30 protein-coding genes are annotated in these 26771 nt (G+C 46.3%); 5 read left to right on the plus strand and 25 right to left on the minus strand.

Annotated features, from left to right (window positions below; all coding sequences use genetic code 11):
* Window positions 1-479: ATP-binding protein (locus LGT40_RS03565; RefSeq protein WP_264177809.1), on the minus strand; the 479-nt coding region annotated here is incomplete at its 3' end.
* A 292-nt stretch (window positions 480-771) separates the two neighbouring features.
* Between LGT40_RS03565 and LGT40_RS03570 the strand changes: the two genes are divergently transcribed.
* A complete protein-coding gene (locus LGT40_RS03570) occupies window positions 772-1341 on the plus strand; it encodes a Tll0287-like domain-containing protein (RefSeq protein WP_226074880.1) in 570 nt (189 codons plus the stop codon).
* Here LGT40_RS03570 and LGT40_RS03575 read toward each other — a convergent pair.
* The 12 genes from LGT40_RS03575 to LGT40_RS03630 form a co-directional block, all read right to left on the minus strand.
* Window positions 1338-1541 (minus strand): winged helix-turn-helix domain-containing protein, encoded by a 204-nt coding sequence (locus LGT40_RS03575; RefSeq protein WP_226074878.1) that lies wholly within the window; start codon window positions 1539-1541, stop codon window positions 1338-1340. The two genes, LGT40_RS03570 and LGT40_RS03575, sit on opposite strands and share 4 nt — an antisense overlap.
* Window positions 1542-1617: 76 nt before the next feature.
* Window positions 1618-2790: a MalY/PatB family protein gene (locus tag LGT40_RS03580; protein ID WP_226074876.1), complete on the minus strand. Its 1173-nt coding sequence runs from the start codon at window positions 2788-2790 to the stop codon at window positions 1618-1620.
* Complete coding sequence (ovoA, locus tag LGT40_RS03585) at window positions 2777-4924, minus strand: 5-histidylcysteine sulfoxide synthase (protein WP_226074874.1); 2148 nt, start codon at window positions 4922-4924, stop codon at window positions 2777-2779. Before ovoA ends, LGT40_RS03580 begins: the two co-directional genes overlap by 14 nt.
* A 147-nt stretch (window positions 4925-5071) precedes the next feature.
* The gene (locus LGT40_RS03590) at window positions 5072-5638 is read right to left on the minus strand and encodes a class II aldolase/adducin family protein (RefSeq protein WP_226074872.1); all 567 of its coding nucleotides are present in this window, start codon (window positions 5636-5638) and stop codon (window positions 5072-5074) included.
* Window positions 5631-6854: a tetratricopeptide repeat protein gene (locus tag LGT40_RS03595; protein ID WP_226074870.1), complete on the minus strand. Its 1224-nt coding sequence runs from the start codon at window positions 6852-6854 to the stop codon at window positions 5631-5633. The genes LGT40_RS03590 and LGT40_RS03595 overlap by 8 nt, the downstream gene beginning before the upstream one ends.
* Before the next feature lies 1 nt (window position 6855).
* Window positions 6856-7566, minus strand: a complete 711-nt coding sequence (locus LGT40_RS03600) for an energy transducer TonB (protein WP_226074868.1) — start codon at window positions 7564-7566, stop codon at window positions 6856-6858.
* Window positions 7538-7945: an ExbD/TolR family protein gene (locus LGT40_RS03605; RefSeq protein WP_226074860.1), complete on the minus strand. Its 408-nt coding sequence runs from the start codon at window positions 7943-7945 to the stop codon at window positions 7538-7540. The genes LGT40_RS03600 and LGT40_RS03605 overlap by 29 nt, the downstream gene beginning before the upstream one ends.
* 8 nt (window positions 7946-7953) lie before the next feature.
* Window positions 7954-8466, minus strand: coding sequence for a MotA/TolQ/ExbB proton channel family protein (locus tag LGT40_RS03610; RefSeq protein ID WP_226074857.1), 513 nt, complete (start codon window positions 8464-8466; stop codon window positions 7954-7956).
* Window positions 8459-9820: a MotA/TolQ/ExbB proton channel family protein gene (locus tag LGT40_RS03615; RefSeq protein ID WP_226074855.1), complete on the minus strand. Its 1362-nt coding sequence runs from the start codon at window positions 9818-9820 to the stop codon at window positions 8459-8461. Before LGT40_RS03615 ends, LGT40_RS03610 begins: the two co-directional genes overlap by 8 nt.
* Window positions 9817-10584: a DUF3450 domain-containing protein gene (locus LGT40_RS03620; protein WP_226074853.1), complete on the minus strand. Its 768-nt coding sequence runs from the start codon at window positions 10582-10584 to the stop codon at window positions 9817-9819. Before LGT40_RS03620 ends, LGT40_RS03615 begins: the two co-directional genes overlap by 4 nt.
* A gap of 331 nt (window positions 10585-10915) precedes the next feature.
* A complete protein-coding gene (locus LGT40_RS03625) occupies window positions 10916-11551 on the minus strand; it encodes a response regulator (protein ID WP_226074851.1) in 636 nt (211 codons plus the stop codon).
* Window positions 11548-12885 (minus strand): LapD/MoxY N-terminal periplasmic domain-containing protein, encoded by a 1338-nt coding sequence (locus LGT40_RS03630; protein WP_226074849.1) that lies wholly within the window; start codon window positions 12883-12885, stop codon window positions 11548-11550. The genes LGT40_RS03625 and LGT40_RS03630 overlap by 4 nt, the downstream gene beginning before the upstream one ends.
* 125 nt (window positions 12886-13010) lie before the next feature.
* Between LGT40_RS03630 and hemL the strand changes: the two genes are divergently transcribed.
* The 4 genes from hemL (at window position 13011) to LGT40_RS03650 (ending at window position 17574) form a co-directional block, all read left to right on the plus strand.
* Complete coding sequence (gene hemL, locus LGT40_RS03635; RefSeq protein WP_226074843.1) at window positions 13011-14297, plus strand: glutamate-1-semialdehyde 2,1-aminomutase; 1287 nt, start codon at window positions 13011-13013, stop codon at window positions 14295-14297.
* Window positions 14298-15740 carry an exodeoxyribonuclease I gene (gene sbcB / locus LGT40_RS03640; RefSeq protein ID WP_226074835.1) on the plus strand — a complete coding sequence of 481 codons (1443 nt, stop codon included), beginning with the start codon at window positions 14298-14300 and terminating at the stop codon, window positions 15738-15740.
* 37 nt (window positions 15741-15777) lie between these two features.
* A complete protein-coding gene (locus LGT40_RS03645) occupies window positions 15778-17289 on the plus strand; it encodes a B12-binding domain-containing radical SAM protein (RefSeq protein ID WP_226074833.1) in 1512 nt (503 codons plus the stop codon).
* 84 nt (window positions 17290-17373) lie between these two features.
* Window positions 17374-17574, plus strand: coding sequence for a DUF1289 domain-containing protein (locus LGT40_RS03650; protein WP_226074831.1), 201 nt, complete (start codon window positions 17374-17376; stop codon window positions 17572-17574).
* Here LGT40_RS03650 and LGT40_RS03655 read toward each other — a convergent pair.
* From LGT40_RS03655 to LGT40_RS03710, 12 genes are all read right to left on the minus strand, one after another.
* On the minus strand, window positions 17571-18122 hold the full coding sequence (locus LGT40_RS03655; RefSeq protein WP_226074829.1) for a hydrolase: 552 nt from the start codon (window positions 18120-18122) through the stop codon (window positions 17571-17573). The two genes, LGT40_RS03650 and LGT40_RS03655, sit on opposite strands and share 4 nt — an antisense overlap.
* Window positions 18123-18137: 15 nt before the next feature.
* On the minus strand, window positions 18138-19460 hold the full coding sequence (locus LGT40_RS03660) for a TolC family outer membrane protein (RefSeq protein WP_226074827.1): 1323 nt from the start codon (window positions 19458-19460) through the stop codon (window positions 18138-18140).
* A 9-nt stretch (window positions 19461-19469) separates the two neighbouring features.
* The gene (locus tag LGT40_RS03665; RefSeq protein ID WP_226074825.1) at window positions 19470-19796 is read right to left on the minus strand and encodes a rhodanese-like domain-containing protein; all 327 of its coding nucleotides are present in this window, start codon (window positions 19794-19796) and stop codon (window positions 19470-19472) included.
* A 15-nt stretch (window positions 19797-19811) separates the two neighbouring features.
* Window positions 19812-20471 (minus strand): protein-L-isoaspartate O-methyltransferase family protein, encoded by a 660-nt coding sequence (locus LGT40_RS03670; RefSeq protein WP_226074823.1) that lies wholly within the window; start codon window positions 20469-20471, stop codon window positions 19812-19814.
* 188 nt (window positions 20472-20659) lie between these two features.
* Entirely contained in the window at window positions 20660-21445 is a 786-nt protein-coding gene (locus LGT40_RS03675) for an ABC transporter permease (RefSeq protein WP_226074821.1), read from the minus strand.
* A complete protein-coding gene (locus LGT40_RS03680) occupies window positions 21442-22380 on the minus strand; it encodes an ABC transporter ATP-binding protein (protein ID WP_226074819.1) in 939 nt (312 codons plus the stop codon). The genes LGT40_RS03675 and LGT40_RS03680 overlap by 4 nt, the downstream gene beginning before the upstream one ends.
* Window positions 22381-22640: 260 nt before the next feature.
* Window positions 22641-23834, minus strand: a complete 1194-nt coding sequence (gene pqqE / locus LGT40_RS03685; RefSeq protein WP_226074818.1) for a pyrroloquinoline quinone biosynthesis protein PqqE — start codon at window positions 23832-23834, stop codon at window positions 22641-22643.
* Entirely contained in the window at window positions 23806-24090 is a 285-nt protein-coding gene (gene pqqD / locus LGT40_RS03690; protein WP_226074816.1) for a pyrroloquinoline quinone biosynthesis peptide chaperone PqqD, read from the minus strand. The genes pqqE and pqqD overlap by 29 nt, the downstream gene beginning before the upstream one ends.
* Window positions 24087-24815 carry a pyrroloquinoline-quinone synthase PqqC gene (pqqC, locus tag LGT40_RS03695; RefSeq protein ID WP_226074814.1) on the minus strand — a complete coding sequence of 243 codons (729 nt, stop codon included), beginning with the start codon at window positions 24813-24815 and terminating at the stop codon, window positions 24087-24089. Before pqqC ends, pqqD begins: the two co-directional genes overlap by 4 nt.
* Window positions 24816-24835: 20 nt before the next feature.
* The gene (gene pqqB, locus LGT40_RS03700) at window positions 24836-25750 is read right to left on the minus strand and encodes a pyrroloquinoline quinone biosynthesis protein PqqB (protein ID WP_226074812.1); all 915 of its coding nucleotides are present in this window, start codon (window positions 25748-25750) and stop codon (window positions 24836-24838) included.
* A gap of 140 nt (window positions 25751-25890) precedes the next feature.
* Entirely contained in the window at window positions 25891-25962 is a 72-nt protein-coding gene (pqqA, locus tag LGT40_RS03705; RefSeq protein ID WP_081443609.1) for a pyrroloquinoline quinone precursor peptide PqqA, read from the minus strand.
* A 289-nt stretch (window positions 25963-26251) separates the two neighbouring features.
* The coding region (locus LGT40_RS03710) for an outer membrane protein assembly factor BamB family protein (protein WP_226074810.1) at window positions 26252-26771 on the minus strand (520 nt) is incomplete at its 5' end.

The raw sequence follows: 26771 nt of genomic DNA on the forward strand, positions 1-26771 counted from the left end.
TTTTTTTTGCCGACTGTGCCAGTTTCCGTTAACGGATCAACTAACAGTCCATTTTCAAAAGCGATGCTATAGCTGGTGCCATCACGCCGAATATTTACTTCAAGACGTTTGGATAAGGCATTGACCACGGAAACGCCCACGCCATGTAAGCCACCGGAAAATCGATAATTTTTGTTGGAAAACTTACCCCCGGCATGCAAGCGGGTCAGGATAACTTCTACCCCGGGAACGCCTTCTTCCGGGTGAATATCCACCGGCATGCCCCGTCCATCATCAATTACTTCAAGCGAGTTATCCGCATGCAGAATCACTTCAATATTTGTAGCATGACCGGCGATGGCTTCATCGACACTGTTATCAATGACTTCCTGGGCCAGATGATTCGGCCTTGTGGTATCGGTATACATGCCCGGTCGTTTTCTGACCGGATCCAATCCCGTTAGAACCTCAATTGCCGAAGCGTCGTAGATATTGGTCATTTTGTCTTAGTCAAAAAATTCAAGTTGCCCGAAGGTTAGCAGGATAAAAGCCAGATGTACAAGCATCAACCTCTTGGCAACGAAATAACTTAGCTTGCATCACAAATAACCGAATCATAATATTTGTTTTTGCTAATTTATGAGATTAAAAGAGGCATGGGATAAAAGTGTTTCGAAGCTGGCGTGAATTAACTTTGCTTTCACTGTTGCATACTATTTACTGGCTGTGGTTCACTGAATCAGTAGGCCTCTAGAGACAATGCATTTTAAAGACTCAGCGCGGAGCGATGCTATGCAGATTCGGCAGATTTTTTTAATAACAATCCTATTATTTTCGGCACCTATTCAGGCGGAAACAAAAAGCTTTGAATCGCAGGCCAACCAGGCAATAAAAGAGTTTGCCGAAACCCTCAAAGCCGCGTTGATGCTCTCACTGCAGACGGATGGTTCGGTAAAAACGATTGGCGTGTGTAAAGACATTGCTCCCCGAGTGGCCAAACAGGTTGCCGATAAATACCAGCTGGATATCCGTCGTACTGCCTTGAAAGTCAGAAATCCTGATAATACAGCGGATGACTGGGAAAAAAGTGTACTGAGAGAGTTTGAAAACCGGTTGGAAAATGGCGAAACCATTAAAAAGCTTCGTTTTAGTGAGCAGGTTGAGACGGATGGGGTTAAACAATGGCGGGTCATGAAAGCCATTGGTACTGATTTGGTCTGTGTGAGCTGTCATGGCGAAAAAATACCTGAACAGATCCAGGTTGAGTTAAATAAACTCTATCCCGAGGATCAGGCAACCGGTTTTAGTGTTGGCAGTGTCCGTGGCGCGTTCAGTGTGAAGCAACGCATTCCAACTGACTAGCTTTCTTTGAGGTCGATCAGCTCGCTACGGCCTTTTTGAATTAACACCAGTTTATCTTCTCTGGCCAGCCAGCCCAGTGCCCGTTGAACGAGTCTGTTATCAAGCTCACACTCAATAGCCAATTTCGTCGCACTGGTCGGTCCATGAGTTTTCAGATATTTCCACACTATTCCTGCCGCATCACCAATAGTTCGTTGCATCACACACCTCTTATTGTTGAAGTAAAGTCCTTACGCAAATGATCTGAATATATTCAATTGTACGCCCTGAATGGTTTTATCCCATATTTTTCCATGCCTGAACAATTTGTTGGCAGGCTTGTTCAATGATGGCTCGCGGCGATGCGATATTCATTCGCATAAAACCACTGCCGGCATCACCAAACATAATGCCCGGATTCATCGCCACACCCGCCTGTTGCACAAAAAATGTACGTAGTTGTTTGTCATCAAGCTGCAATGCGTGACAATCAAGCCATAGTAAATACGTCGATTGTAATGGTAAGACTCGTATGGCTGGTAAGTGCTCAGCAAAATACTGTCGCACCCATTGGTAGGTTTGCTGCAAATACACCATTAAGTCATCCAGCCACTGCTCGCCCTCTCGATAAGCGGCGATGGTCGCTTCAATACTGAAAGGGTTGGCCGCGCTGACATGCCATGAGTTAAACACTGCCTCAATCGCTTTTTTATGCTCAGCATTCGGCACAATCAGCATCGACATCCCCAGACCGGCAATATTAAATGTCTTACTGGCTGACACCGCTGTGATGACAGGTACATCTTCTGCCAGTTTGGCTAAGGGAATATGCTTTTGTCCCGTGAAAACCAAATCAGCATGAATTTCATCGCTGATAATGATCAGCTGATATTGTCTGGCAATATCGAGCAGCGTGTGAAGTTCAGACTCACTCCAGACCCGACCAGCCGGATTATGCGGTGAACATAGCAATAACATTTTTGCACCCGCTGCTGCCTGTTTCGCCAATTGTTCAAAATTAATTTGATAATAATCATCCACTAAACGTAATGGATTCAGCACCAGCTCCCGTTGGGTTTCTGTCACCGCTGAGAAAAAGGGAAAATATACGGGCGGTTGTGCGATGACCTGATCATGCTTTTCAGTAAGCGCCATGATACTGGCATGCAGTGATGGCACGACTCCAGGGCAGATTAGAATGTGTTCGGACTCAATCTGCCACTGGTGGCGGTGTAGAAACCACGCTTGAGTCGCTTCATATAACGCTTGTGGATATTCACTGTAACCATACAACGGATGTTGGGCTCGGGTGGTCAGTGCCTTTGTCACCGCCTCGGGAGCAGCAAAGTCCATATCTGCCACCCACAATGGGATAGCATCCTCCCGGCCAAATAATCGTTTACGCGCATCATATTTGAGGCTGTAAGTCCCGCTGCGATCTATTTGCTGATCAAAATCACTGTTCGGCATGTCGACGTTCCCAGATAGTCACCTCTGAAAGAGTATGCTGGAATTTACGCCGGGTTTCACGAATCACAAAGGCTTGAGAAAATGGTGGTTCGATTAACTTGAAGTGCTGTTCCAATAGGCTTTTTATCCCATCCAGTGTGGAAAAACTCTCGCCGTCTTTTTTGAAGCCACCCAGCCAGTTGGCTTTATCAGTGTGCTCTTCCAGCCAGGTATACGGTGAGGCCAGGACTAAAAGACCGCCTGCGTTAATCCGCTCATGGATGCCTTTCAGAAATAGAATCGGGTCATACAAGCGATCCAGTAAGTTCGCCGCCAGCACCAGATCATAATGACTGTAGACAGATTTCAGGTTACAGGCATCGCCTTGCATAAACTCAACTTTGTGCGCGTTATCCGCCAAACCAAAATTGGCCAGCCGTTTTTCCCGATAAAGTAATAAATCCCCCTCATCAGCCACAGCATAACGAATCACACCATCGCGTTTGAGTTTCACCCCCAGATTAATCAGACGAGCAGAGAAATCGATACCGGTCACATGATCAAAATGTTTAGCTAGTTCAAAACTGGCGCGTCCCACAGCACACCCGAGATCCAGAGCGCGTTTGGCCGGTTTGTCAGCCATTCTGTCAATGGCAACCTGGGCAATGGTTTTTTGAAAGTTCGGCACATCAAAATAAGATTCACCGTAATGAAATTCGGCGTACTCCGACAGCATTTTGTCCGTTTCGTAATTTGAATCCAGATTTACCACAGGGGTATCAGAAACGACATAACGGAAGCCTGCATGCTGGAAGAAGTGACGTCTGAATGCATAACGAGACGACAGGCGACTTTCATTGCCACAGGAAATCCAGCTTCCTCCCTTGATCAGATTATGTTTTCCATCATAGGTTGGCGTGGTGAAATCATCATATAAACGATGCACTTGTGAGCCGGCAAAGGGATAGATTGGTGTTTCCGTCCATTGCCAGACATTGCCTCTGACATCGAAGAAATCACCTTGTGCAAAGTGATTGACCGGGCATGAAGAAGCAAAATGATCCAGATGAATATTGGCGGGTGCTGGTTTTTCGTCCAATTCTTGCAGGTCAACAAATTGAGCCAGACGGTACCATTCATCTTCAGTTGGTAAACGAACCGTTTGACCTGTTGTTTCGGCTTTCCATGCACAGAAAGCTTTCGCCTCATGATAGTTGACCTCAACCGGCCAATCCCAACGCATTGGCACCACTTCGGTCATTAATCGCAGCTGCCAACCCTGTTGGTTTTTGATCCAGAATGTCGGATATTCTGCTTGAGTAAACTCGCGCCATTGCAGCCCTTCTTCCTGCCAATAGTGTTTCGTTACATAACCACCGGCCTCGACAAAGGCTAAAAACTCCTGATTACTGACTAAATACTTAGAAGCTTGAAACGCCTCGACCTCAGCTTGATGCTTGCCGTATTCGTTATCCCAACCGTAATAGGCGTCATCAAATGATTTACCAATGTGAATATCCCCTGCCGTAACCGGCAAAAGTGAATTCTCCGGTGCGGGTCCGGTAAGTTCAGATGCCTGCCATTCCGGCTGGTTTTGCACCCACTGTAATTGTTGTTGGCGAATTAATACCGATGAGGTTTCCAGGTGGATTTGTTCATGCTCTATACACATGATAATGGCCCACCAGGGGTTGTCCCAGTTGATGGGGAGTTGTAACGGTGCAGATTGGATCAACTGATTGACGCAAGCTCTCACCTGTTGACGATATGCCGTGACTTCCGCCACCGTGGGCCAAGCATAATGTGCATCGTTAAGATCATCCCAACTCATTTCATCCACGCCGACGGCGAACATGGATTCAAACCGTGGATTGATACGCTGGCTTAACAAACCTGCCAGCACGAGTTTATTCACAAAAAAGGTTGCGGTATGGCCGTAATAAAAAATCAGCGGATGCCGTAACGGGATACTTTTTTGATAAAACCCTTCATCTGATTTGAGGGTTTCAAACAACGATTCATAACGATCAAATGTCGCATTGAAATAAGTCGCAAGCTCCATACGGATAGCGGCGATATCTGATGTATCAAGACGCGGGGTACGCAAACAAGCGGGTTCTGAGTGAGAAAAAGAATAGGCTTTTTCGGCAGTCATGTATCAAAAATCCCTTTGAGGATATCTGTAAGAATAGAGTCAGTTTGTCTTAATAGCGACCACAGGTGGAGACTATTTTTTCGCCCTTCAAGACGTCATGAAATCAATAGACCCGCTATCAGACAAATTGGTTTCGCGAAAAGCAGTTTATAGCTGAGCAGTCAGCCAGGCGATTTTTGCAGACAGCTCTACCGAGCAACTCCACTTGTAAGCCAGATTGATGGTTTCCGCACTGGCATACACACCATGCCCGCGTACAATGACAGCTTTATGACGAGTGAGGCTCTGGGCTACGGCTAACGGTGACTTTTCCACATATTCGGCATAATTAATATTGATAACCGGTACAGAAGGAAAATAGTACTGCCCTTCAAAATCCACCGGTACAAAATCCTCCCCATTCATCGTCATCGCAATCGCATGAGCACCATGACTATGAATCACTGCTTTTGCTGAGGCACTATGCTGGTAGGTGGCGATATGTAGAGGCGCGTCAAGCGAAGCCCCCTCCCCAATCTGCCCGTTAACATCACAGGCCACCAGCATTTCAGGGGTCAGGGTATCTGCACAACAGCCGGTCGGCGTCACCCAAATCTGATTATGCCAGCGAAAAGAAGCATTCCCACTGTGTGAATCATTGCAACCATATTGTCGCAACCAACGGTAATGCTGAACCAGTTGTGCTTTCAGTTCAGCTAGTGAATTTTCAGGCATCGTCTTTATCTTTGCGTGTATTTTGCAAATGTTTTAACCACTGCGAAGCCTGATTACGTACATCAGAAAATGCCAAGGCACGATTTAACTGTTGCTCGGATTGTTCAATATTACCTAAATGATAATTCACCATACCGGACAACATCCATGCCTGACCACGTTTGTCTTCCGGTAATTTTTCCAGGCTCTGCTGCAATGGACCGGCAGCTTCAGACCAGTTTTCCATACTGATAAAAACACGGGCAAGTTTCAGATCCGTCTCACCTGATGCATCCATGGATTGCATACTCGCCAGCACCTCAGTTGCATTTTCATTCTCTCTGGCCGCCAGCCAGCTATCCGCAAGCGATTCCAGGTTTTTGAAATTTCGTTCAATTACGCCATCATTCATTGATTTTTGTAACAACTGGGCAGATTTATACGGAATATTCAAAAATCGATACATATTGGCTAGCCGTAAAACCGTATCGTTATCGCCCAGATTCAAGCGTTTAGCCAACATTTGCACTGCCAGCGAAGTGAGACGCTTTTCCTGCTGTGCATATAACGCCGCCAGCTGATCCCAGTAGGCTTTATTGACTGGGAATCGTTCAATGAGAATTTCCAGCACATCAATAGATTGATTGTATTGCTGCATTTCCATGTGTGCTGCCAGCTGCAATCGATACCAGTTTTCTTGCGGCGCATTGTCCCGTTGAATGGCGGTACGAATAGCTTCTACCGATTTGGTGAATTGATTGATTTGATAATAAGCGTTGGCCAGCAAGACATAAGCACTGCTGTCCGCCTGAGGCTCATCTTTGAGCCATTGTGTCAGTGAGTCAATGCCTTTTTGATATTTACCATCACCAATCAACAGTTGAGCCAGGTTATATCGCAGGTTGTGTGTGACATCCTCTGGCAAGGCATTGAGAGACAGAGCCTGTTCAAATTGCTCGGCGGCTAAATTGTACTGTTCAGTTTCTGAATAAAGATAACCCAGTGTCTGTAACACAACAGCACGCTCGTATGAACCGGCTTCGGTTTCCCCCAGCAGTTTTTTCAGATCGGCTTCAGCCTGACGGTATTGCTGCTGCTCCATTTTTTCCTGAGCAGCACTCAAGGCTTTATAGGTTGCTTCTGTCAGCAGATACTCATCTTCGGCCATCGCCGAAAATGGCAATATAAGACAGGCCAACAACGCCATCAAAACGAATTTTTGATTATGTATTTGCATTTTATCTGGCCAACTTAAATTCTATTTCCTGGGTCGCGCGGCGTTCCACTGGTTCTCCGTCTACGACTTTAGGTTTAAATTTCCATTTGAGTATGGCTGTCATGGCTGCGTTATCAAATACGTTCTCCGGATTAGCAGAGACCACAACAGGATCTTTTACTCGTCCGTCACGGGTGATGGTAAAGGCCACAGTCACTACACCTTCTATCCCACGGCGCTGTGCCACTCGCGGATAATTGGGTGGAATACGAACTAAAGCCACCACTTCGTCATCCATTTGTGGGCCTGGTTGTGCCGGTACCGGTGAAGGTGCCGGAGCAGGTTCAGCACTGAAATCTCCAAGATAGGGTTGTCCGGCAATATTCAGCGGCACGTCTATTTTTGGCATATCCATCTTTGGTTGCTGCACATCAGGCTGCGTCATTTTTGGTGCCACGGTCGGTGTCGGTGGGGGTGGCTCTTCCGGCGGTGGTGGTTTTTTGGGTATTTCGCGTTTGACAGTCTCCGGCTGTGTTTCCTCTTCTTTCAAACGCACAAAATCCAGCACCAGCATTTCATTATCGTCACGATACAAACTGCTATCCGACGTGGTCATTTCTTTCATCAATGTGAAAAGACCATAATTGACCACGATCGCCAGCACTAATCCAATCAAGATACGCATAGCCGGCGATTCCCCGCGATTAGTCCCGTTCAGCAGCAATTGAGACATTCGCAACTCCCGCCAAACGTGCCTGATCCATGACTTCAATCAATAGCCCGGTTTTTGCTTCTTCATCGGCCAGGATAATGACCGAACCTTCCGGATTCTCCGCATACATCCGTTCGACATTGGCCCGCACAGCCCGACGATCAATTTGTCGCTGGTCCATCCAGATTTCGTCATTTTCACGGATTGAAATTAAAATATTTGCGCGTTCTTTTTCCACGGCCGTTTTTGCCGATGGCCGATTCACATCGACGCCGGTTTCTTTGACAAAAGACGTGGTCACAATAAAAAAGATCAGCAAAATAAACACCATATCGATCAGTGGTGTCATGTTGATTTCAGCTATACCGCCACTTTGACGGCGGGAATGTCGTTTTCGCATAAACTTTCCTAATCTCTGCGTAGGGCGTCAGCCACGTTATTAACTTCTCGGGCAACACGCTGTTCCAGCTGAGTAATGAAATAGAGCCCTGATAAAGCGGTCAGCAACCCACCCATCGTTGTTATCAATGCTACGGAGATACCACCCGCCATACCTCGAGTATTACCGGTCCCGAAGACGGTCATCACATCAAATGTCTGAATCATGCCGTTTACCGTGCCCAGCAATCCAAGCATCGGTAAAGCCACTGTCAGTGTGCGTATCAAAATCAGAAAGCGCTCCAGCATCACTCGGCTTTCGGCAATCATGCCCTGACGGATTTGCTGTGCATACCAACTGGCCAAATCGTCACGCTGATGCCATTCATCCATCATCTTGCGAACTTCACGTGGATGTAGAAACCAGATAAACACATAGCGTTCTATGATCAGCGTCCACATTAATATAGACGCCAGCAATATCAGCCAAAGCACTGTGCCGCCACTTTCCATCAGCAGCTGTATCTGAAAAAGATTATCCATCGCGTTGCAGGTTTTGTGCTTCAGCGTTACGCGCCACGATCGCTGCGCTTTCTTCATCAAGGATCTGAATCAGACGATTACTTTTGCTGGATAACGCACTATGAATCAGCAAAATAGGAATTGCCACGGCCAAGCCCAACTCTGTCGTGACCAGAGCCTGAGAAATACCACCTGACATCAGTTTCGGATCGCCGGTACCAAATAAGGTGATCGACTGGAAGGTTTCAATCATGCCGGAAACCGTACCCAGCAAACCCAGCATTGGCGCAACAGCAGCCAAAATAGCCAGTGTTACCAAGCCTCGTTCAATAGCGGGTGTTTCACGCAGGATGGCTTCATCCAGTTTTAACGACAAGGTTTCTACATCCTGGGCAATCTTGTCGCTGTAGACCGACAGGATTCGGCCCAGCGGATTTTTGGTGTTCAGTTCTTTGGATTTTTGCTGTTTGCTGACACCACGTTCGAGGCGCATTAAGGTCACAAAACGCACCAGAGCAATTAATAAACCGATCGCACCTAAAAAAAGAATGATGTAACCAATCCAGCCACCTTGCTGAATACGTTCACGTAAGTCGGGCGTCTGGACCAGCAAGGCCATGATCGCGCCGCGAGTCGGATCAATTACCACGGTCTCCAACTCACCTGGTTCACTGTTTTCAAATGTTTCAATTTGATCGCGTAACCGTTGAACCGGCTGTCTGGCTAATTCCACCAAATTGCGGTTTTCCGCCATGTATCGTAAAAATTTGCCATCACTGAATGCGGTAAACACCCCCACACGGGTGACATCACGTTCAGCCACTTCACCATTAGCGGTAATGACCTGTGCAGGAAATTGTTCAACTTTTCCGGAATGAGTCATTTCATGCTGCAAAACCAACCAGAGCTCACGTAACTCATCAATGCTCGGCTGTTGTTTGCGTTCACTTAACTCTGTCAGAAAGGCAATTCGTTCAGGATATTGCACACTGGTCATAGAACTTTCAATGACCGCACGGCTGTCATTCGCCATTTGGCGAACCGTACCGAATAATTCGCCCAATGAACCGGAACGTTCCTGCAGTAAAGCCTCTTGTTCTGCCAGCTTGAACTCATTCTCTTCAAACTGATCATTTAATACTTCAGTACGACGTTCTTCGGCAGCCAAATCCGCTTTAGCTTGTGCCAGCAGCTGGGCTTGACGATCACGGGCTTCAAGAAACTCTGCTTCACGTATACGGTTCTGCTCTTGTTCGATAACTCGCTCACGCTTTACTTGTTCGAGTAATTGATCCAGGTTTACCGGCTTCTCATCCGCAAAAACAGTCAGTGGCACTACGATTAAAGAAAGAATAAAAATGGAAATGCTTCTCATTGGATAGCCTCTGGCGTTTTGACCGGCAGGGTTAATAGATCGGGTGGCAACTGTTTACGGGCCACTTTCAAACCTTGAATAACAGACTGAATGGAATCGCGGGGAAGTTGCTGCCAACTTTTTGATTCCTGATCCCACATACCCGCCTCATGTTGATCCAATGTCAGGTAATAAAGTCCAACACGTCCCACACGTAAGAAATCGACGGTACGTGTGTTCTCGTCTGTTTCCAGTTCGCCCTGGTAAGCTTCCAAAGTACGACCGTATTCCGTTTCAACCTGATATGCCTCAAGAATACGACGGAATTTTTCAGACAGATTGACATCAGCACGATCCATCATCGCTTTTAACTGCTCGACGCGGCTGGTGCGTTCTTCCGGTAAAAAGGGACTATCCAATTCAACAAATTGTTCAATGACATCCACCATTTTGATCATCAATGGCACAATATCGCGCTGGGTGGTGTCGATATTAGCCAATTGTTCCTCAACCGAAAGTAATTCTTCCTGTTGTGAAGTGACCAGTTGTTCCAGCTGACTGTTGTAGGCCGACAGACTCTCTTTCTGATTAAGCACACTGCGATATTCTGCAAGCAGCTCTCGGGTTTCATCATCCAGATTATCAATTTGTTGCTGAGTTTGTTGAGCCGCCGTATCGGTTTGTACCTGTTGATCAACGGCTTGTTCCAATGCTCCAGCATAGGTGAGGGAAGGCACCAACCAGATGCCCAACAGGCAACAGAGTCGGCTGAAATTAAATTGCATAAGCTTTTCCTTGTAATACCGGACGTCGGCGGTGGAAATAATAAAGCGACATCTTATCAAGAGAACACACGCTATGAAAGACTAAATGCGATCTCTTATCATTTAGACGAACTCAAGCGAAAAAAGTACCAAAAAAAAGCAAAAAAAAAGCCAGACCGTATGGTCTGGCTAAACCTTCATAGAAGGAGAGAGAAATATAAGACGATAGAAGCTGAACATTCCTATGGACTTGTGATATAGGTTACTGAATGCAAGTAGATTCGCCATGAGCGAGTTATCCTTTTAAAACGGGAATATGTTCCTTTTCAGAAACATACACATAAATACGGCATTACGATGACAAACCATGACTGATAGCAAACCGCATCAACTCAGCTGTTTTATTAATATCGAGCTTACCTTTTATCTGAGTCAGATTGTTGGCAACGGTTTTGTAACTGATGCCTAACACATCCGATATTTCGTTCATGCTCTTGCCTTCACCCAGCAAGCGCAAAATTTCCAGTTCACGCCGGGAAAGATCGCTTAGCGCACTGGTGCCAGCATCGATATTTAACATAGCCAATTGCTGTGCCATGTCCGGACTAAGATAAATTTTGCCTTCCAGTACTTTACTCACGGCTTCGACAAGATGATCGGCAGCATTGTTCTTGGTGATATAACCACGTGCTCCAGCTTGCATCGCTCGAGAGGCAAACACCGGATCTTCATGCATGCTGAACATCAACACTTTGGCAGTATCTCGGTTAGCCCGAATTCGGCGTAACACTTCCAGTCCGCCAACACCCGGCAAAGTAATATCCAATAACACCATATCCGGATACAACTCCTGAAACATCCGATAACCTTCTTCGCCCGTCTCAGCTTCAACGACTTTGGCCGAGGGGATTTGCTGAATGAGTTGTCGGCAGCCAGCTCTAACAATCGGATGGTCATCTACGACTAGGATTGTGATGTTTTGTTTCATTTTTTATTTTCACTCTTCATAGGGATCATTACCCGAACCTGCAAACCCTGACCTTCGGCAGTATCAAATGCTATTTTACCACCTAATGCCGAGACCCTTTCACGCATTCCAATTAAACCAAAGCCTTTAACGGCAGATGTATCGAGGCCTTTTCCATCATCCGTTACGGTCACTTTTATATATTGTTTTTCTCTTTTCACTTCAACACGTACGTGACTGGCTTCAGCATGACGTACACAGTTGGTCGTACATTCCTGTACCACGCGATATACCGTCACTTGCAGCGTATCAGCCAATCCGGCGAAATCCCCAACAAAATCCCATTCCCAGTCAATTTCAGGTTGTCGGTCACGCCAATTATGCAACATATCACGTAAGGCTTCTGCCAGTCCGAGATCATCCAGTGTCATCGGCCGCAAGCGGCTGAGCATTTTGCGAACCAGCGATTGTATATGGCTGGTAATAATTTTGACCGAACTGACTTTTTCTTCAACATCCGGCAATTTGTTTTCGATGGCAATGCGCTCAATTTCTGCCAGATCTACCCGAATCCCGAACAGACAGGGAGCCAGTTCATCATGCAGTTCACGTGCAAGATCCCGTCGTTCGGATTCCTGCAGTGTCAACATATTGCCAGCCAATGCATGGTTTTCTGCCATGGTGGTTTCCAATACGTCAGCCATGTGATTAAAACGGATTTGAATCGGTTTTAATTCTTTCGCACCACCGGTGTCTACCCGTGCGTGGAAATCACCTTTTTCCAAATGTCCCAGTGCATCGGCCAACTGTTGTAAGGGTTTTAAACCATGTAATAACGCCAGATAAATCAGACTGGAAATAACGGTAAGAAAAAACAGCCCGAGTAACAGCAGCGTTTCCATATCACGCCAAACCTCAGTGACCTCGTCACTTGGGTCGGCTTCAACCACCAGATAGCCGTATGATTGACTGCCACGGGTTATCAAACGCCGAAATGCTACCGCTTCCGGTTCCATCAATCGAATAAACCAGTCTGGTGCATCGGGTCGATTGGTAAACGGCACACCTTCTTCATGACCAATGAGAGGTTGACCATTCATATCCTCGAACCAGGCACGGATATGTCGGGTATGCCGAACACTGTCAACGATTAATGTTACCCGCTCACTTAAATCATTGGAAAAACGTAAAGTCGGCAAAGCATTAATCAACAATCCACGTGCTAACTGGGTGCTCGACGCCATTTCTGCGGCGACCGCCTGCCGGGCATTCTGGATCATAAAATAGCCAGCGGCGACAAAGTTGAATACCAGGATCAGGGTTACAATGATCAATAAACGCAGTTTCAGGCTCATGTCGGGTCAGTTATCTCGCTGTGATAGGCTAAGGGCTGTTGAACTTTCATAGCCGACATTGTTGTGACTATGAGAAATCAAATTGACCTACAATTATCGCACATCATCAAATCAGGACTCTGTAAATGCAAGCGCAAAGCAATCAACAACTTTTCCTTCAAGCTCAAAAACATATTCCCGGTGGCGTCAATTCACCAGTCCGTGCATTCAAAGGCGTCGGTGGTGATCCGGTATTTTTCAGTAGCGCAAAAGGTGCCTGGCTCACCGATGTGGAAGGGAAAAACTATATTGATTATATCGGCTCATGGGGACCGATGATTGCCGGTCATGCGCATCCACAAGTCATTGAAGCGGTTCAGCAAATGTGCGCAAATGGGCTGGGCTATGGTGCGCCCACAGCAATTGAAACCGAAATGGCCGATTTACTTTGTGAATTAGTACCGTCCATGGAAATGGTTCGCATGGTCAGCTCCGGTACCGAAGCGACAATGAGTGCCATCCGCCTCGCCCGCGGCCATACCGGTCGTGACAAAATCGTTAAGTTTGAAGGCTGTTACCACGGTCATGCAGACTCGTTATTAGTCAAAGCTGGCAGTGGTGCATTAACTCTCGGCGAACCCTCTTCAGCTGGTGTGCCTAAAGCGATTGCCGAGCACACCATTACCTTGCGCTACAACGATATGGAATCAGTCAAACAGTGTTTTGCTGAAATTGGCGATCAGATCGCCTGCATTATAGTTGAACCGGTTGCAGGCAATATGAACTGTATTCCGCCGATCCCGGGTTTTCTCGAAGGCTTACGCGAGGTCTGTGATCAATATGGCAGCCTGTTAATTTTTGATGAAGTGATGACCGGTTTCCGTGTCGCCTTGGGCGGGGCGCAGGAACATTATCAAATCAAACCCGATCTCACTACCCTGGGTAAAGTGGTCGGCGGAGGTTTACCGGTCGGCGCTTTTGGTGGACGCAAAGATGTCATGCACTCTATCGCACCGCTTGGTCCGGTTTATCAGGCAGGCACATTATCCGGTAATCCAGTAGCAATGGCAGCTGGCTTGGCTACTTTGAAGTTGGTACAAGAGCCCGGTTTTCATGATCGCCTCAGTCAACAGACAGCTAAATTAGCCAATGGATTGAAACACAAAGCAGATGCGGCCGGTATTCCGATGAGCATAAATTACGTTGGCGGCATGTTTGGCTTTTTCTTTACTGAAGAAGACAACATTACTTTTTTTGAGCAAGTGACCCAATGTGATCAGGAACGTTTTAAAAAGTTCTATCACGGCATGCTGGATCGCGGGATCTACCTTGCTCCCTCTGCATTCGAAGCGGGCTTTGTCTCTGCCGCCCATGGCGATGATGAAATTGAAGCCACTCTGGCAGCAGCAGAACTGGTTTTGGCGAGCTTATAAATGAATACGCTGTACTGGCACGATTATGAGACAACTGGCACCGATCCACGCTTTGATCGGCCATTACAGTTCGCCGGGGTACGCACTGATGAAGATCTGAATATCATCGGTGAACCACTGATGATTTACTGCAAACCGGCAGCTGATGTATTACCGCATCCAATGGCGAGTTTAATAACGGGTATCACCCCACAGAAAGCCCAGCAGGAAGGGCTGACCGAGGCTGAATTCATTAAACAAATTCATAATGAACTGTCACAGCCCGGAACCTGTGGGGTGGGCTATAACAGCCTGCGGTTTGATGACGAATTTACCCGCTTCGCCTTGTTTCGTAATTTTTATGACGCCTATGCACGTGAGTGGCAAAACGGTAATTCACGCTGGGACATTATTGATATGGTGCGTCTCACCCGTGCTTTACGACCGGAAGGTATTGAATGGCCAAATCGTGAAGATGGTTTGCCCAGCTTCCGGCTCGAAGCGCTCACTGCAGCAAACGGTATTGAACATCAGGGGGCGCACGATGCGTTGGTGGATGTGTATGCCACCATCGCGTTGGCGAAACTGATTAAAGACCGTCAGCCAAAACTGTATAACTATATATATCAGTTACGTCGTAAGCATCAGCTGGCCCCATTACTGAACCTGCATCAGGCAGATCCTGTGTTACACACCTCACGCATGTATCCTTCGGAATATTGCAATACTGCCCTTGTGGTGCCATTAGCAAAAGAACCAAACAACAGTAATGGTGTAATTGTTTATGATCTGCGTCATGATCCCACCGCGTTACTGGAACAGGATGCCGATACGATTCGCCAATGGCTATTTACCCCAGCCAACGATCTCCCCGAAGGTATTTCGCGTCCGGCATTAAAAACCGTACATATTAATAAGTGTCCGGTCATTGTTCCTGCCGCGACGTTAGATGATGCTGCAGCAGAAAGGCTGCAGATTGATCGCGCTTTAAGTCATCAGCATCTTGAGCAATTACGCGAAGCGGGCGAAGCGCTTCAACAGAAATTGCAGGCTGTCTTCAGCCAGAAGTCCTTTGAGGAAATTGCTGATGTTGACGCCAGTTTGTATGGCGGTGGTTTCTTTGATGATAGCGATAAAAACAAAATGACCTTGATCCGCGAAGCCGCACCGGATCAATTAGGTACCTTATCGATTCCCTTTAACGATCCGCGATTACCGGAAATGTTGTTTCGATACCGTGCCCGCAATTGGCCTGAATCGTTGAGTGAGGCGGAAACCGAACAATGGCAGCAGTTTTGCCGCAACAAATTAACCGCAACGGCAGCATCCGGCCTTACGTTTGAAAAATTTAAGGCCGCTTTAGCGGAGTGTCGCCAACAAGAGCTCACCACAGCTCAACAACAGACTTTGGACGACTTGCAACGTTATGTTTCCGAGCAACAAACCGCATTAGGCATTAACTGAACAGATTGAACCGCCGCGTTTGATTTACAATGTGTGCATGTCAACTACTGCCAAAATCCTGCTCACGACACTTAATGCCCGCTATATGCACTCGGCATTCGGTTTACGGTATTTGTATGCCAACCTCGCTGAGCACCAATCTGCGGCTGAACTGATTGAATTTACCATTCAGCAACAACCACTGAGCATTGTGGAAAAACTGCTCAGCTATCAGCCTGAAGTTATCGGTTTCAGTGTATATATCTGGAATGTCAGTGAAATTGAGGCGGTAGTCGGACTGTTAAAATCGATTAAACCTGAAATTCGCATTATTCTCGGTGGACCTGAAGTCAGTCATTCCCCGGATTTACCAAAAGTGTGTGAGCTGGCCGACTATGTGATTGCAGGCCCCGGCGAACAGGATTTTCGAGAACTGTGTGAAAAATTACTGCGTCATGAAACTCCTCAAACAAAATATATCGATGGCCGAGCAACACCACTGGAACAATTGATTCTGCCCTACCGTTTTTATAATGACGAAGATATTCGCAATCGATTGATTTACGTAGAAGCCTCTCGCGGATGTCCATTTAAATGTGAGTTCTGTCTATCGGCTTTGGATAAAACGGCTACGGCTTTTCCATTGGATGACTTTCTTAATGAGATGGATCAACTTTGGCAACGGGGCGTTCGAAACTTTAAGTTTATTGACCGTACCTTCAATCTGAAAATCACCACCAGCATTGCCATTCTGGAGTTTTTCCTGGAGCGTATGAGTGATGATTTATATCTGCATTTTGAAGTAGTACCGGATAATCTGCCAGATAAATTGAAATCGGTTTTACAGAAATTTCCGCCCAACAGTTTGCAATTTGAGATCGGCATTCAGACTTTTGATAGCGAGATCCAGGAACGCATCAGCCGCAAGCAGAACAATGATAAAAGCAAAGATAATATCCGCTGGCTGCGTGAACATAGTGGCGCGCATTTGCACACCGATCTGATCTTTGGCTTGCCCGGCGATACGCTGGAAAATTTTGCTGACAGCTTTGATCAATTGATTGCACTGAACCCTCATGAAATTCAGGTTGGTATTCTCAAACGTCTGCGTGGCGCGCCATTGAACCGGCATAATGAACCCAGTGATTTACGCTTTAATCCACTGCCGCCATATAACCTGTTAAGCAGCCGTGAAATCGACTTCGTCACTATGCAACGGGTCAATCGTTTTGCTCGCTATTGGGATTTGATTGGCAACTCAGGACGCTTCATCAATACCCTGCCCTTGTTGCTTGATGACCAGCCGTTCTGGCATTTTATGACCTTGTCAGATCAGATTTATCAGCGTACTGGTCAAACGGCCAAAATTGCCTTGAAACGTTTGTTCGAACTGATTTATGTAGTGCTCACTGAAGATATGCATCATCCAGCTGAGCTGGTCAAAGATCATCTACGACTGGACTATGCCCGAGCTGGACTTAAAGGTCAGCCGGATTATGAATCCCTGCCAACCTTAAATAAACCCACTAAAGTTGGAACAGCTAATAAACGCCAGCGGTTTCATGCCTGAGCTTATAGGATCAAACTTGGTGATAAATGAAAATAACTTGTTGGGCTTCGCAAGCTCAGCGCCAACCTACGCTCAAACACGCTTATGAACTCAGAAAAGCCCTTTACACCCAGTCCCTGCATTGGAAAATGCGGTCTCAATTCACAGGATATCTGTCGGGGTTGTTTCCGGACGATGGATGAAATTTTACGCTGGGAAAAAATGACTGAAGCTGACAAACAGACGACCATTATCAACTGTAAAACCAGACGACAAAAACGTGCCTCGGGACAACGAATTCTTTAAATAATCAGTTTAGCAAGTGTTTTAAACTCGGCATGGTCAGCATTCTCCAGCCATTCAAATAACACTGACTCTACATTGCTGATAACAACACCAGCATGCCGCATACGTTGCAGGGCATTGTACTGATTGCATTTTGAACGTGAACAGACTCCATCCTCAGCCACATGAACACTGTAGTTTTCATCTTTAAGTGCTAAGGCAGTCTGCAATACGCAGATATGCGTTTCCATGCCGACCAGAATGACTTGCTTACGAAGCGTTGCGGCAAGTTGGTAGCGAAAATCCTCAGAGCGCATACAGGAAAAGCAGGTTTTCTCAATTGTTTTGGTACCGATCGGCAAATTGCTTTGTAAATCAGCTTCAGTTGGTCCCAGGCCCTTGGGATATTGCTCTGTGACGATCACCGGAATATTCAGTACCTTAGCTGCCGTAAGCAAAACCTTGATCTGTTTATTCAGACGCTCATGTACCCCATCAGGCATGGCTTTCGCCAATTTCTGCTGTACATCAACAATCACTAAAACACTGTCTTGAGAATTTGCCATCATGGCAATAATGACTCCTTAAGCCCGAGGTTCCAACCACTGATTGATTAGTACAATATCGTCCACACTCACAATACCAGCGGCTTGTTTCAGCCTTAATGTATTGACCACATAATCATAACGCGAACGAGAATAATCCCGTAATGCACTGAATAATTCACGGCGTGCATTTAACACATCAACGGTTGTGCGAGTCCCTACATCAAAGCCCGCTTCCGTTGATTCCAATGCTTTTTGATTGGAATACACCGCCTGTTGCAAAGCTTTTACCCGACTGATACCTGACATCACACTGTTATAGGCCGCCCGTGTCTGACGCATAATAGCGCGTCGCTGTTCTTCTTCATTTTGCATGGCTTCATCGAGCCTGAAACTGGCTTCACGGGTTCTTGAACTGACGACACCGCCCGCATAGATTGGAATATTAACCTGTAAACCTAATATTTTCTGATGCGTCTTATTGCTTCCACTTAAATTACTGTCACTTTGCGAGGTATAGCCTTTCTGTGCCACTAAATCCAGGGTCGGATAATGACCACTGCGCTCAAACTCAATATTTTCTTTTGCCAGTCCCACATTACTGCTGGCTGCAAGGAGTACTGGGTTCATAACAATGGCCTGTTCACTCCACTCATCAATACTTTCCGGTTCAGGCTTGACCAGTGGCGTTTCATCTTTAAGCTCGGCTAATTCCCCAGGATATTCACCAGCTGTTTCACGTAGTGCTTCACGACTGTTGGCCAACAAGTTTTCCGCTTCAATCACCGCAGCATTTGCCAAATCATATGCCGCACGTGCTTCACTGACATCTGTAATCGTGGCAAGCCCCACTTCAAATCGCTGCTCAGCCTGTTCAAGCTGTTTTTCGATTGCTTCAAGTTCAGCCAATGCAAAACTCAAATCATCTTCGGCACCAAGCACTGCAAAATAACGCTCTGCCACACGAACAATTAAATCCTGTTCGGCAAATTGATAATTTGCTTCAGCGCCTTCGATGGCAATATCAGCCTGACGTGATTGCACAAAGTTATTCCGGCGGTAAATCGGTTGAACCAGACTTAATGTGTATCCGTGATCGTTGTATTCGCTGGTGCCACCAAAGCGTTGAGAAGAGCTTTCTGTCCATACTTTACTATTATTCGCCACCATATCGACTTGCGGCAGAAATGCGGCATCAGCTTGCTCTGCTAATTCACCGGTTGCCCGCAACGATGCTGCTTGAGCCATCAGAATCGGATCACTTTGAGCGGACATATTATAAATGTCTACCAAATCCTGTGCCGCAACAGCCGGCCGGTAAAACAGTGTCGTTATGAAACCAACGATAAACAGGGCTTTCATGATTAATCCTTAATAAACCTTCATGCTCGTGTCGATCTGCGCAGCCCAAGCGTTCATACCACCTTCAAGATTAATCACGTCAGAAAATCCTAATTGTTCAAGATATTGCCCAACTTGCGCGCTACGTTGACCAGAACGACAAATCAACACAATCGGACCGTCTTTCACTGTTTCAAGTTCATCTATATGCGCGGGTATACTATTCATCGGCATGTGCTGCGCGTTTTCCAGCATGCCATTGGCAAGTTCGTGTGCTTCACGCACATCAATCAGAATGGCTTCCTGCCCGTTCTCCTGCAAAAATCCGTCTAATTGAGTTGCTGACATTTGTTTCATAACACATTCTCTACCTTAAAAAGTGAATTCAGATTTCGTTTCGGCGTGCACCATGGGTGCCACCACTGTTTCAAATAAATTTTCTGTTTGCCATTGCCACTCACCTGTACGGGTAATGCGTTGTACCTTCATTGCTGGCGCCTGCCCCGTGATAGCAACTAAACGTCCACCTACCTTGAGTGCATGTAAATAATCTTCCGGAACTTGTGGACAGCTGGCCGTGATGATGATCACGTCAATACGATCCGCCAATTTCCAGCCATGACTGGCATCACCATGCTCTAATGTCACATTTCGCACCCCCAACGCTTTCAGACGTGAAGCCGCTAAAACAGACAACTCGGCAAAATACTCAATACTAATAACGTTTAATGACAGTTTTGCGATCAATGCGGTAAAAAAACCACTTCCTGTGCCAACTTCCAGCACCATATCCGTTGGCTTCAATTGTAAAAATTGCAAGATCCGTCCTTCTTCCAATGGCGTCCACATAAATTGACCACAACCAATCGGCAGTCGGGTATCGGAATATGCCAGAGTTTTATAGTCATCAGAAACAAATTGTGCTCGATCAATTTGCTGTAACGCCTCAAGAACATTGGCATCGGAAACTTCATTGGGACGAACCTGCTGCCAGACCATATTGGAATGAGCGGGACTCATGGTGTTTGTCATGGTGATTTCCTAGACATCGGACACTACATCTAAATCAGCTAGGATATGACCTTTCCATAAGCGGTGCAACCGCATCCATAGGCATGATTCCGGTTGACCGGGTACTTGTTTTCGGGAATGTTTAAACCGAATTTCCCAGACAAATAGCTGACTGTAAAATTGAGCAAATAAGCCGGTTTATTTTTGCTTCAACCGCGCTTGGTAGCTCTGTGAAACAGTGGTTCATGAACCGATTCACGAGAAAAACGCCAGCAGGCAATCACGATGGCAAAGGCAGAAAATACCATTAATACCGCCATATCGGTCCAGATGGAAAAATCCGATTGGGCACTGGGTACCGCATGTTTCAGCAGGTCGACACCATAACTAAATGGATTAATCAGCACAATATAGCGCAGAAAGTCAGGTAGCTGACTCACCGGGTAAAGCGCCCCACTCAAAAAAAACACCGGGAAAATAAAGAAATTCATAATCACCGCAAAGTTATCCAATGTTTTGGAAAATACAGCAATCAAGCCGCCCATCGACGCACAGGCCACTGCAGTTAATAAAGCCGGTGGAATTAATAACAAGGCAATTTTTATATCGATCAAACCTATGAGCAATAATATAACTAACAACAATAAAGCCTGCACCAGGGCAGTTATGGTTGCAGCAATCAGTTTGGATAACACAATCCAGTAATGGGCAACCGGCGCGATCATCATCATGCGCATCACCCCGAATTCTTTATCATAGACTAATGTTAACGCGGATAATAAAGCCGCAAATAACAAGGTCATGGCGAGCACACCAGGTACCAGAAACTGCAGATAGCCTTCCTGCTGTGCTCCGCTGAGCATGCTGCCAACCCCCGACCCAATAACCAATAACCAGATCATTGGACGTACCATTGAGCTGAATAAGCGCGCCTTCTGCCGGAATAATTTCGTCAGCTCACGACCTACAACGGCTTTAACTGGTAACCAACTCATGCTGCCTGCTCCTGATCCGGTGGACAGACTTTCCACAGATACACATCATTAAGATTGGGTTTACGCCAGCGCATGGCATTAATACTGTCACCCAAGGCTTGTTGCAAAGCATGGAGATCCGTCTCAGCATCCTTAATTAAATAACTTAATTGTTCATCTTCGATAATTGGCTGGCCAAATTGAGGCGTTAATCGGGACGACACATGTTCAATATCAACACATTCAATTTCCAGAACATAAGCTGCCAGTTGCCGCATCAAATCTGTGGGTCTGCCCCCTTTCTGCAATACACCACGCTGAATAAAATCAACATGATCACAAGCCACTGCCTCTTCAAGATAGTGCGTGGTCAGAAAAACCGTCATGCCATGATCGCGCCGAAGTTGTTCAACGAAACGCCAGATTGAGCGCCGATTGGGCAAATCCAGCCCAATTGTCGGTTCATCCAGAAAGAGTACCTGTGGCCGATGCAAGACACCTCGGGCAATATCTACCGCGCGTCGCTGACCACCTGAAAGCGCCAGCAATTTGGCATTACGACGTGCGCCTAAATTAAAAACGGCTAATAACTCTTCGATGCGTTCGTTGGCCTGCTTTTTGGTCATGCCATAGAGTGCTGCGGCGAATTGCAGATTTTCATCCACCGTCATGGTGCGGTCCAAAGCAGAATCCTGAAACACTAAACCGACCAGACCACGAATTACCACCGGATCGGCCGAGATGGACTGATTGGCAATCCAGGCTTCACCAGCGGATGGTGAAGTCATCGTGGTGAGCATATGAATAGTGGTGCTTTTGCCAGCGCCATTCGGGCCTAACAGGCCATAACACTGGCCTGCTTTCACCTGCAGATCCAGACCATTTACTACAACGGCCTGACCATATCGCTTGGTAAGGCCGTTAGTTTTAATTGCAAGGGTCTGTTGATCGTTCATTAGCGCCTCTTTTGTGAATTGTAAAAACGCCACACAAGGGGCGAGTAACGGAGCATAAAAGATACATCCTTGAAGCTCATCCCTTTGGATTATTGCTGATTATTCTAATATGAAGGTCGAGCAAAATCCGTGCGTTCAGAAATTGCCATGGTCTACATCCATGTAGGCCACGCAGTGGTTGGTTCAATCATACCTTAAAGAACAGGGTCTCAACCCAGTACAGCTGCATCACATATAGTTTATGTAGCGCAGCTTCTAACTCAGAATCCACTGATTTGTTTCGAGTTTTTCGGGTTACGGAACACCAATGGTTTGGCGACTTCAGTTGGTTTTTCAGACTCCCTGCGACCCCGTTCAATCGCTTCATCGACCACATGACGATCAGGTGATTTACTACATACCGGATCAGCTGCGGCAGGGTCACCAGTCAACATATAGGCCTGACAACGGCAGCCACCAAAATCTTTTACTTTTTCATCACAGCTGCGGCAAGGCTCTTTCATCCAGTCAAAACCACGAAAGCGATTAAAGTCGTTCGAATCTTCCCAGATTTCTTTCACACTGGTATCGCGAACATTGGGTAATGTCATACCCGGTAGCTCACGAGCAGCATGACAAGGTAAAGCGGTGCCATCGGGTGTGACTGTGAGAAACACATTACCCCATCCGTTCATACAGGCTTTCGGACGATCTTCATAATAGTCAGGCACAACATAGTAGATCTTCATCTTACCTTTTTGCTGTTCCTGATATTCATGAGCAATACGTTCAGCTCTGACCAGCTGTTCTTTCATCGGCAATAACTGATCGCGATTATGCATCGCCCAGCCGTAATATTGCGTCGTGGCCAACTCAACATAATCCGCATCCAGGTTGATCGCCAGATCCAGGATTTCGTCGATTTTATCGATATTCTGACGGTGCGTCACAAAACAAAGCACCATCGGATAACCTGCTGCTTTAACCGCTTTCGCCATTTCAATTTTATGTTGAAAGGCATCTGTCCCCGCAATCAGATTATTCAAATCTTCTGAACTTGCCTGGAAACTGACCTGAATATGATCCAGACCCGCTTCTTTAAAGGCTTTTGCCTTACTGGCATCCAAACCGATACCTGAAGTAATCAGGTTGGTATAGAAACCTAAATCACGTGCAGCTCGGATTAGCTCAATAATATCGGGACGAACCAAAGGCTCACCACCCGACAGTCCGAGTTGTGTTGCACCCATTGCCCGGGCTTGTTTGAATACATCAATCCATTCCTCGGTGGTCAATTCGCTTTTGATTTTGGCGAAATCCATCGGGTTGGAACAATACGGACATTGCAATGGACACGCATAGGTCAGCTCGGCCAATAGCCATAAAGGCTGTCGGATAGCATCACGTACATTCATCCCCAGAGCACCACCGGTGCTGCCGGGCGCTTTATTCTGCTCTGATCCAGTCGTTGCCATGTGCTTCCTCCAAAAACTGATAGACGTCATCGTCTAAATCTGCGCCATCGAATGCGACTTTTAGTTCAGCAATCAATTCGCTAACGGTTTGTTTCTTTTCACTTACACGTTTTAAAATTTCGCCAGCGGCAGGATTTAATTTGACCATGCCTTCGGGATACAACAAAACATAACAATCCTGCATTGGCTCCCATTGAAAACGGTAACCTAATGCCAATACCGGCACACTTTCTGCGTTAAATACGCGCTCTGTCATTTTTCAACATCCATACAATAAGGTGGGCGATCTTCAATATACGCCATCCACATTGCATCCAGCATGGTCCATAAGATATCCAATTTGAATTGCAATAAATCCAGCGCACGCTGTTGTTTTTCGCGTGTATCACAATAATCCAATGTGATTTGCAGACCATGTTCAACATCCCGACGCGCTTCACTCAAACGCTTGCGGAAATATCGGTAGCCACTCTCATCAATCCATGGGTACATTTCTGGCCAGTTATCCAAACGCGCCTGATGAATTTTTGGCGCAAACAACTCGGTTAATGAAGAACCGGCCGCTTCCTGCCAAGGTGCACGACGGGCAAAATTGACATACGCATCAATGGCAAAACGTACACCTGGCAAAACATGTTCATACGAGGTCAATTCCTGACGCGTCAGGCCAACAGCCTCACCCAGTTGCAACCAAGCTTCAATCCCTCCTTCCTGACCTTCAAAACCATCATGGTCCAAAATGCGTTGTACCCAATGTTTACGTACTTCGGCATCTTCACAATTGGCCATAATCGCGGCATCCTTGATAGGAATCGCGGTTTGGTAATAAAAACGGTTTGCCACCCAACCCTGAACCTGTTTCTGATTCAACTTGCCCGTATGCATCAATTTATGAAACGGATGATTGATGTGGTAGAACTGCTCTTTATCACGCAGCTTCTGTTCGAATTCTTCTTTTGACCAAGGTGTGTTATCAGCCATCGTTTGCCCTTTCCCGAATGTTATAGCTCAATATCCATGCCGTCATAAGCCAACTCAATTCCTGCCTTATTGAGTACCTGACGTTCTGCCGATTCTTCATTGAGGATCGGATTCGTATTGTTTATATGAATCAAAATCTTGCGTGGACGTTCCATCGAATTTAAAAAACTGATGGTGCCGCCCTCTTCCGACTGGTTGATATGCCCCATTTCCTGAGCACGTTTATCACTAATTCCCTCTTTTGACATCTCATCATCGGTCCATACCGTCCCATCCACGAGCACCACATCCGCATTACGCATAAATTCCAGTACATGATCCTCTACGACCCCAAGACCCGGTGCATAAAACACATTCTTGCCGGTGCGGGTATCTTCGACCCTAATACCCACATTGTCTCCTGGCACAGTATTATGGCGATGTGGTGAGTAAGGAGGCGCTTCACTCTTTAAGGGTACTGCTGTAAATATCAGGCCTGGTGCTGCAGGGATGGTAAATGGCTCTAAATCTGTTTTTATTTCATGCCAGTCAATGCCACGGAAATGGCCAAGAATATTAAATACCGGAAACCCTGTAGTCAGATCGTCATGAACCGCTGCGGTGCAGTAGATATCCCATGGTTTGTTATGTTCACGTAATGTCAGCAGGCCGGTCACATGATCAATTTGTGCGTCAGTAATTAAAATCGCTTTAATGGCGGTATCACGAACTTCTCTTGCCGGCTGCAGCGCCGGAAAATCATCCATCTGTTTTTTGATATCCGGTGAGGCATTAAATAAAATCCAATCCACACCATCTGAACTGATGGCAATTGAGGATTGTGTACGGGGGCTCGCTTTTACTGTTCCTTCACGCACACCTTTACAGTTATTGCAATTGCAATTCCATTGTGGAAAGCCTCCGCCGGCGCCTGATCCCATGACATGTATGTGCATATTTCTCTTTCCTGTCGACTATTCAGCAAATCACACTGATTTATTTAAAGATAGTCATCGTAACGTAAAGCAGTCTGATTTGCTGGTCGGTTGAAGATGCCCGGGGCATAAACCCCGGACACATATCTGGTCGTTAAATCTTAACGGTTGCAGATATACATGGTTACTTCAAAACCGAAACGCATGTCTGAATATTCTGGTTTAGTCCACATAATATTTTCCTCTCTATTAATTGTATGTAAAACCGTCTGAACAATTCAGACGGTATGTGAATGTTACGGTGAAGTGGGATAAGTAGCGTCAGCAATTGACGCCTTGGGGTTCAGGATTTTCCTGAATGGGTGTCAGGAAAAATAGCCTGATTTTATTTGATCAAAGCGGTTTAAATTTTAACAGTCCGCTGTTGTTAATACAGACAAAAAAAACCCGACATCAATGATGCCGGGTTCTTAATTTTACTTAATTATCTATTTATTGATATAGACTTTTTCTTTTGCTGTATTACAGGCTAAACACGCTCAGAATACCACCCAAGTTAGTCCAGCTAGACAGTGCTTTGTAAGCACCAACTGCGCCCAGACCGTCTGAGTCATTTTCCAAACTTGGAATCGCCATACCGATACCAGCCCAACCACCTACACCAGACAATACAGAAATGTACTGTTTGTTGTCGTGTTTGTAGGTATTTACGTTACCGATAACACCTGAAGCTGTTTTGAATCTCCACAGCTCACGACCAGATTGCGCATCAACGGCTTTCAGGTAACCTTCCAGCGTACCGTAGAACACAACATCAGAGGCAGTTGCCAAAGCACCTGACCATACTGAGAAGCGCTCTGGGTTTGACCAGACGATTTTACCTTCACGTGCATCCCATGCGATGAAGTTACCCAAGTGGGTATCACCTTCTGGTGGGTACATGATCAAGGTAGCACCAACGTATGGTTGACCCGCTACGTATTCAACTTCAAACGGTTCATAGTCCATGCAAACATGGTTGGTCGGAACATAGAACAGACCG

It is taken from the genome of Methylophaga pinxianii, from assembly GCF_020447225.1.
Lineage (GTDB): Bacteria > Pseudomonadota > Gammaproteobacteria > Nitrosococcales > Methylophagaceae > Methylophaga > Methylophaga pinxianii.

What these genes read in the sequence shown, in the direction of transcription:
- LGT40_RS03660 (WP_226074827.1), bottom strand. Translation starts at nt 19,460, where the DNA reads ATGAAAGCCCTGTTTATCGTTGGTTTCATAACGACACTGTTTTACCGG.
- LGT40_RS03570 (WP_226074880.1), top strand. Translation starts at nt 772, where the DNA reads ATGCAGATTCGGCAGATTTTTTTAATAACAATCCTATTATTTTCGGCA.
- LGT40_RS03615 (WP_226074855.1), bottom strand. Translation starts at nt 9,820, where the DNA reads ATGAGAAGCATTTCCATTTTTATTCTTTCTTTAATCGTAGTGCCACTG.
- LGT40_RS03595 (WP_226074870.1), bottom strand. Translation starts at nt 6,854, where the DNA reads ATGCAAATACATAATCAAAAATTCGTTTTGATGGCGTTGTTGGCCTGT.
- ovoA (WP_226074874.1), bottom strand. Translation starts at nt 4,924, where the DNA reads ATGACTGCCGAAAAAGCCTATTCTTTTTCTCACTCAGAACCCGCTTGT.
- sbcB (WP_226074835.1), top strand. Translation starts at nt 14,298, where the DNA reads ATGAATACGCTGTACTGGCACGATTATGAGACAACTGGCACCGATCCA.
- LGT40_RS03675 (WP_226074821.1), bottom strand. Translation starts at nt 21,445, where the DNA reads ATGAGTTGGTTACCAGTTAAAGCCGTTGTAGGTCGTGAGCTGACGAAA.
- LGT40_RS03625 (WP_226074851.1), bottom strand. Translation starts at nt 11,551, where the DNA reads ATGAAACAAAACATCACAATCCTAGTCGTAGATGACCATCCGATTGTT.
- LGT40_RS03630 (WP_226074849.1), bottom strand. Translation starts at nt 12,885, where the DNA reads ATGAGCCTGAAACTGCGTTTATTGATCATTGTAACCCTGATCCTGGTA.
- LGT40_RS03605 (WP_226074860.1), bottom strand. Translation starts at nt 7,945, where the DNA reads ATGCGAAAACGACATTCCCGCCGTCAAAGTGGCGGTATAGCTGAAATC.
- LGT40_RS03575 (WP_226074878.1), bottom strand. Translation starts at nt 1,541, where the DNA reads ATGCAACGAACTATTGGTGATGCGGCAGGAATAGTGTGGAAATATCTG.
- LGT40_RS03620 (WP_226074853.1), bottom strand. Translation starts at nt 10,584, where the DNA reads ATGCAATTTAATTTCAGCCGACTCTGTTGCCTGTTGGGCATCTGGTTG.
- LGT40_RS03580 (WP_226074876.1), bottom strand. Translation starts at nt 2,790, where the DNA reads ATGCCGAACAGTGATTTTGATCAGCAAATAGATCGCAGCGGGACTTAC.
- LGT40_RS03655 (WP_226074829.1), bottom strand. Translation starts at nt 18,122, where the DNA reads ATGATGGCAAATTCTCAAGACAGTGTTTTAGTGATTGTTGATGTACAG.
- pqqD (WP_226074816.1), bottom strand. Translation starts at nt 24,090, where the DNA reads ATGACAGAGCGCGTATTTAACGCAGAAAGTGTGCCGGTATTGGCATTA.
- LGT40_RS03645 (WP_226074833.1), top strand. Translation starts at nt 15,778, where the DNA reads ATGTCAACTACTGCCAAAATCCTGCTCACGACACTTAATGCCCGCTAT.
- LGT40_RS03670 (WP_226074823.1), bottom strand. Translation starts at nt 20,471, where the DNA reads ATGACAAACACCATGAGTCCCGCTCATTCCAATATGGTCTGGCAGCAG.
- hemL (WP_226074843.1), top strand. Translation starts at nt 13,011, where the DNA reads ATGCAAGCGCAAAGCAATCAACAACTTTTCCTTCAAGCTCAAAAACAT.
- LGT40_RS03680 (WP_226074819.1), bottom strand. Translation starts at nt 22,380, where the DNA reads ATGAACGATCAACAGACCCTTGCAATTAAAACTAACGGCCTTACCAAG.
- LGT40_RS03610 (WP_226074857.1), bottom strand. Translation starts at nt 8,466, where the DNA reads ATGGATAATCTTTTTCAGATACAGCTGCTGATGGAAAGTGGCGGCACA.
- LGT40_RS03590 (WP_226074872.1), bottom strand. Translation starts at nt 5,638, where the DNA reads ATGCCTGAAAATTCACTAGCTGAACTGAAAGCACAACTGGTTCAGCAT.
- pqqC (WP_226074814.1), bottom strand. Translation starts at nt 24,815, where the DNA reads ATGGCTGATAACACACCTTGGTCAAAAGAAGAATTCGAACAGAAGCTG.
- pqqB (WP_226074812.1), bottom strand. Translation starts at nt 25,750, where the DNA reads ATGCACATACATGTCATGGGATCAGGCGCCGGCGGAGGCTTTCCACAA.
- LGT40_RS03600 (WP_226074868.1), bottom strand. Translation starts at nt 7,566, where the DNA reads ATGTCTCAATTGCTGCTGAACGGGACTAATCGCGGGGAATCGCCGGCT.
- LGT40_RS03665 (WP_226074825.1), bottom strand. Translation starts at nt 19,796, where the DNA reads ATGAAACAAATGTCAGCAACTCAATTAGACGGATTTTTGCAGGAGAAC.
- pqqE (WP_226074818.1), bottom strand. Translation starts at nt 23,834, where the DNA reads ATGGCAACGACTGGATCAGAGCAGAATAAAGCGCCCGGCAGCACCGGT.
- LGT40_RS03650 (WP_226074831.1), top strand. Translation starts at nt 17,374, where the DNA reads ATGAACTCAGAAAAGCCCTTTACACCCAGTCCCTGCATTGGAAAATGC.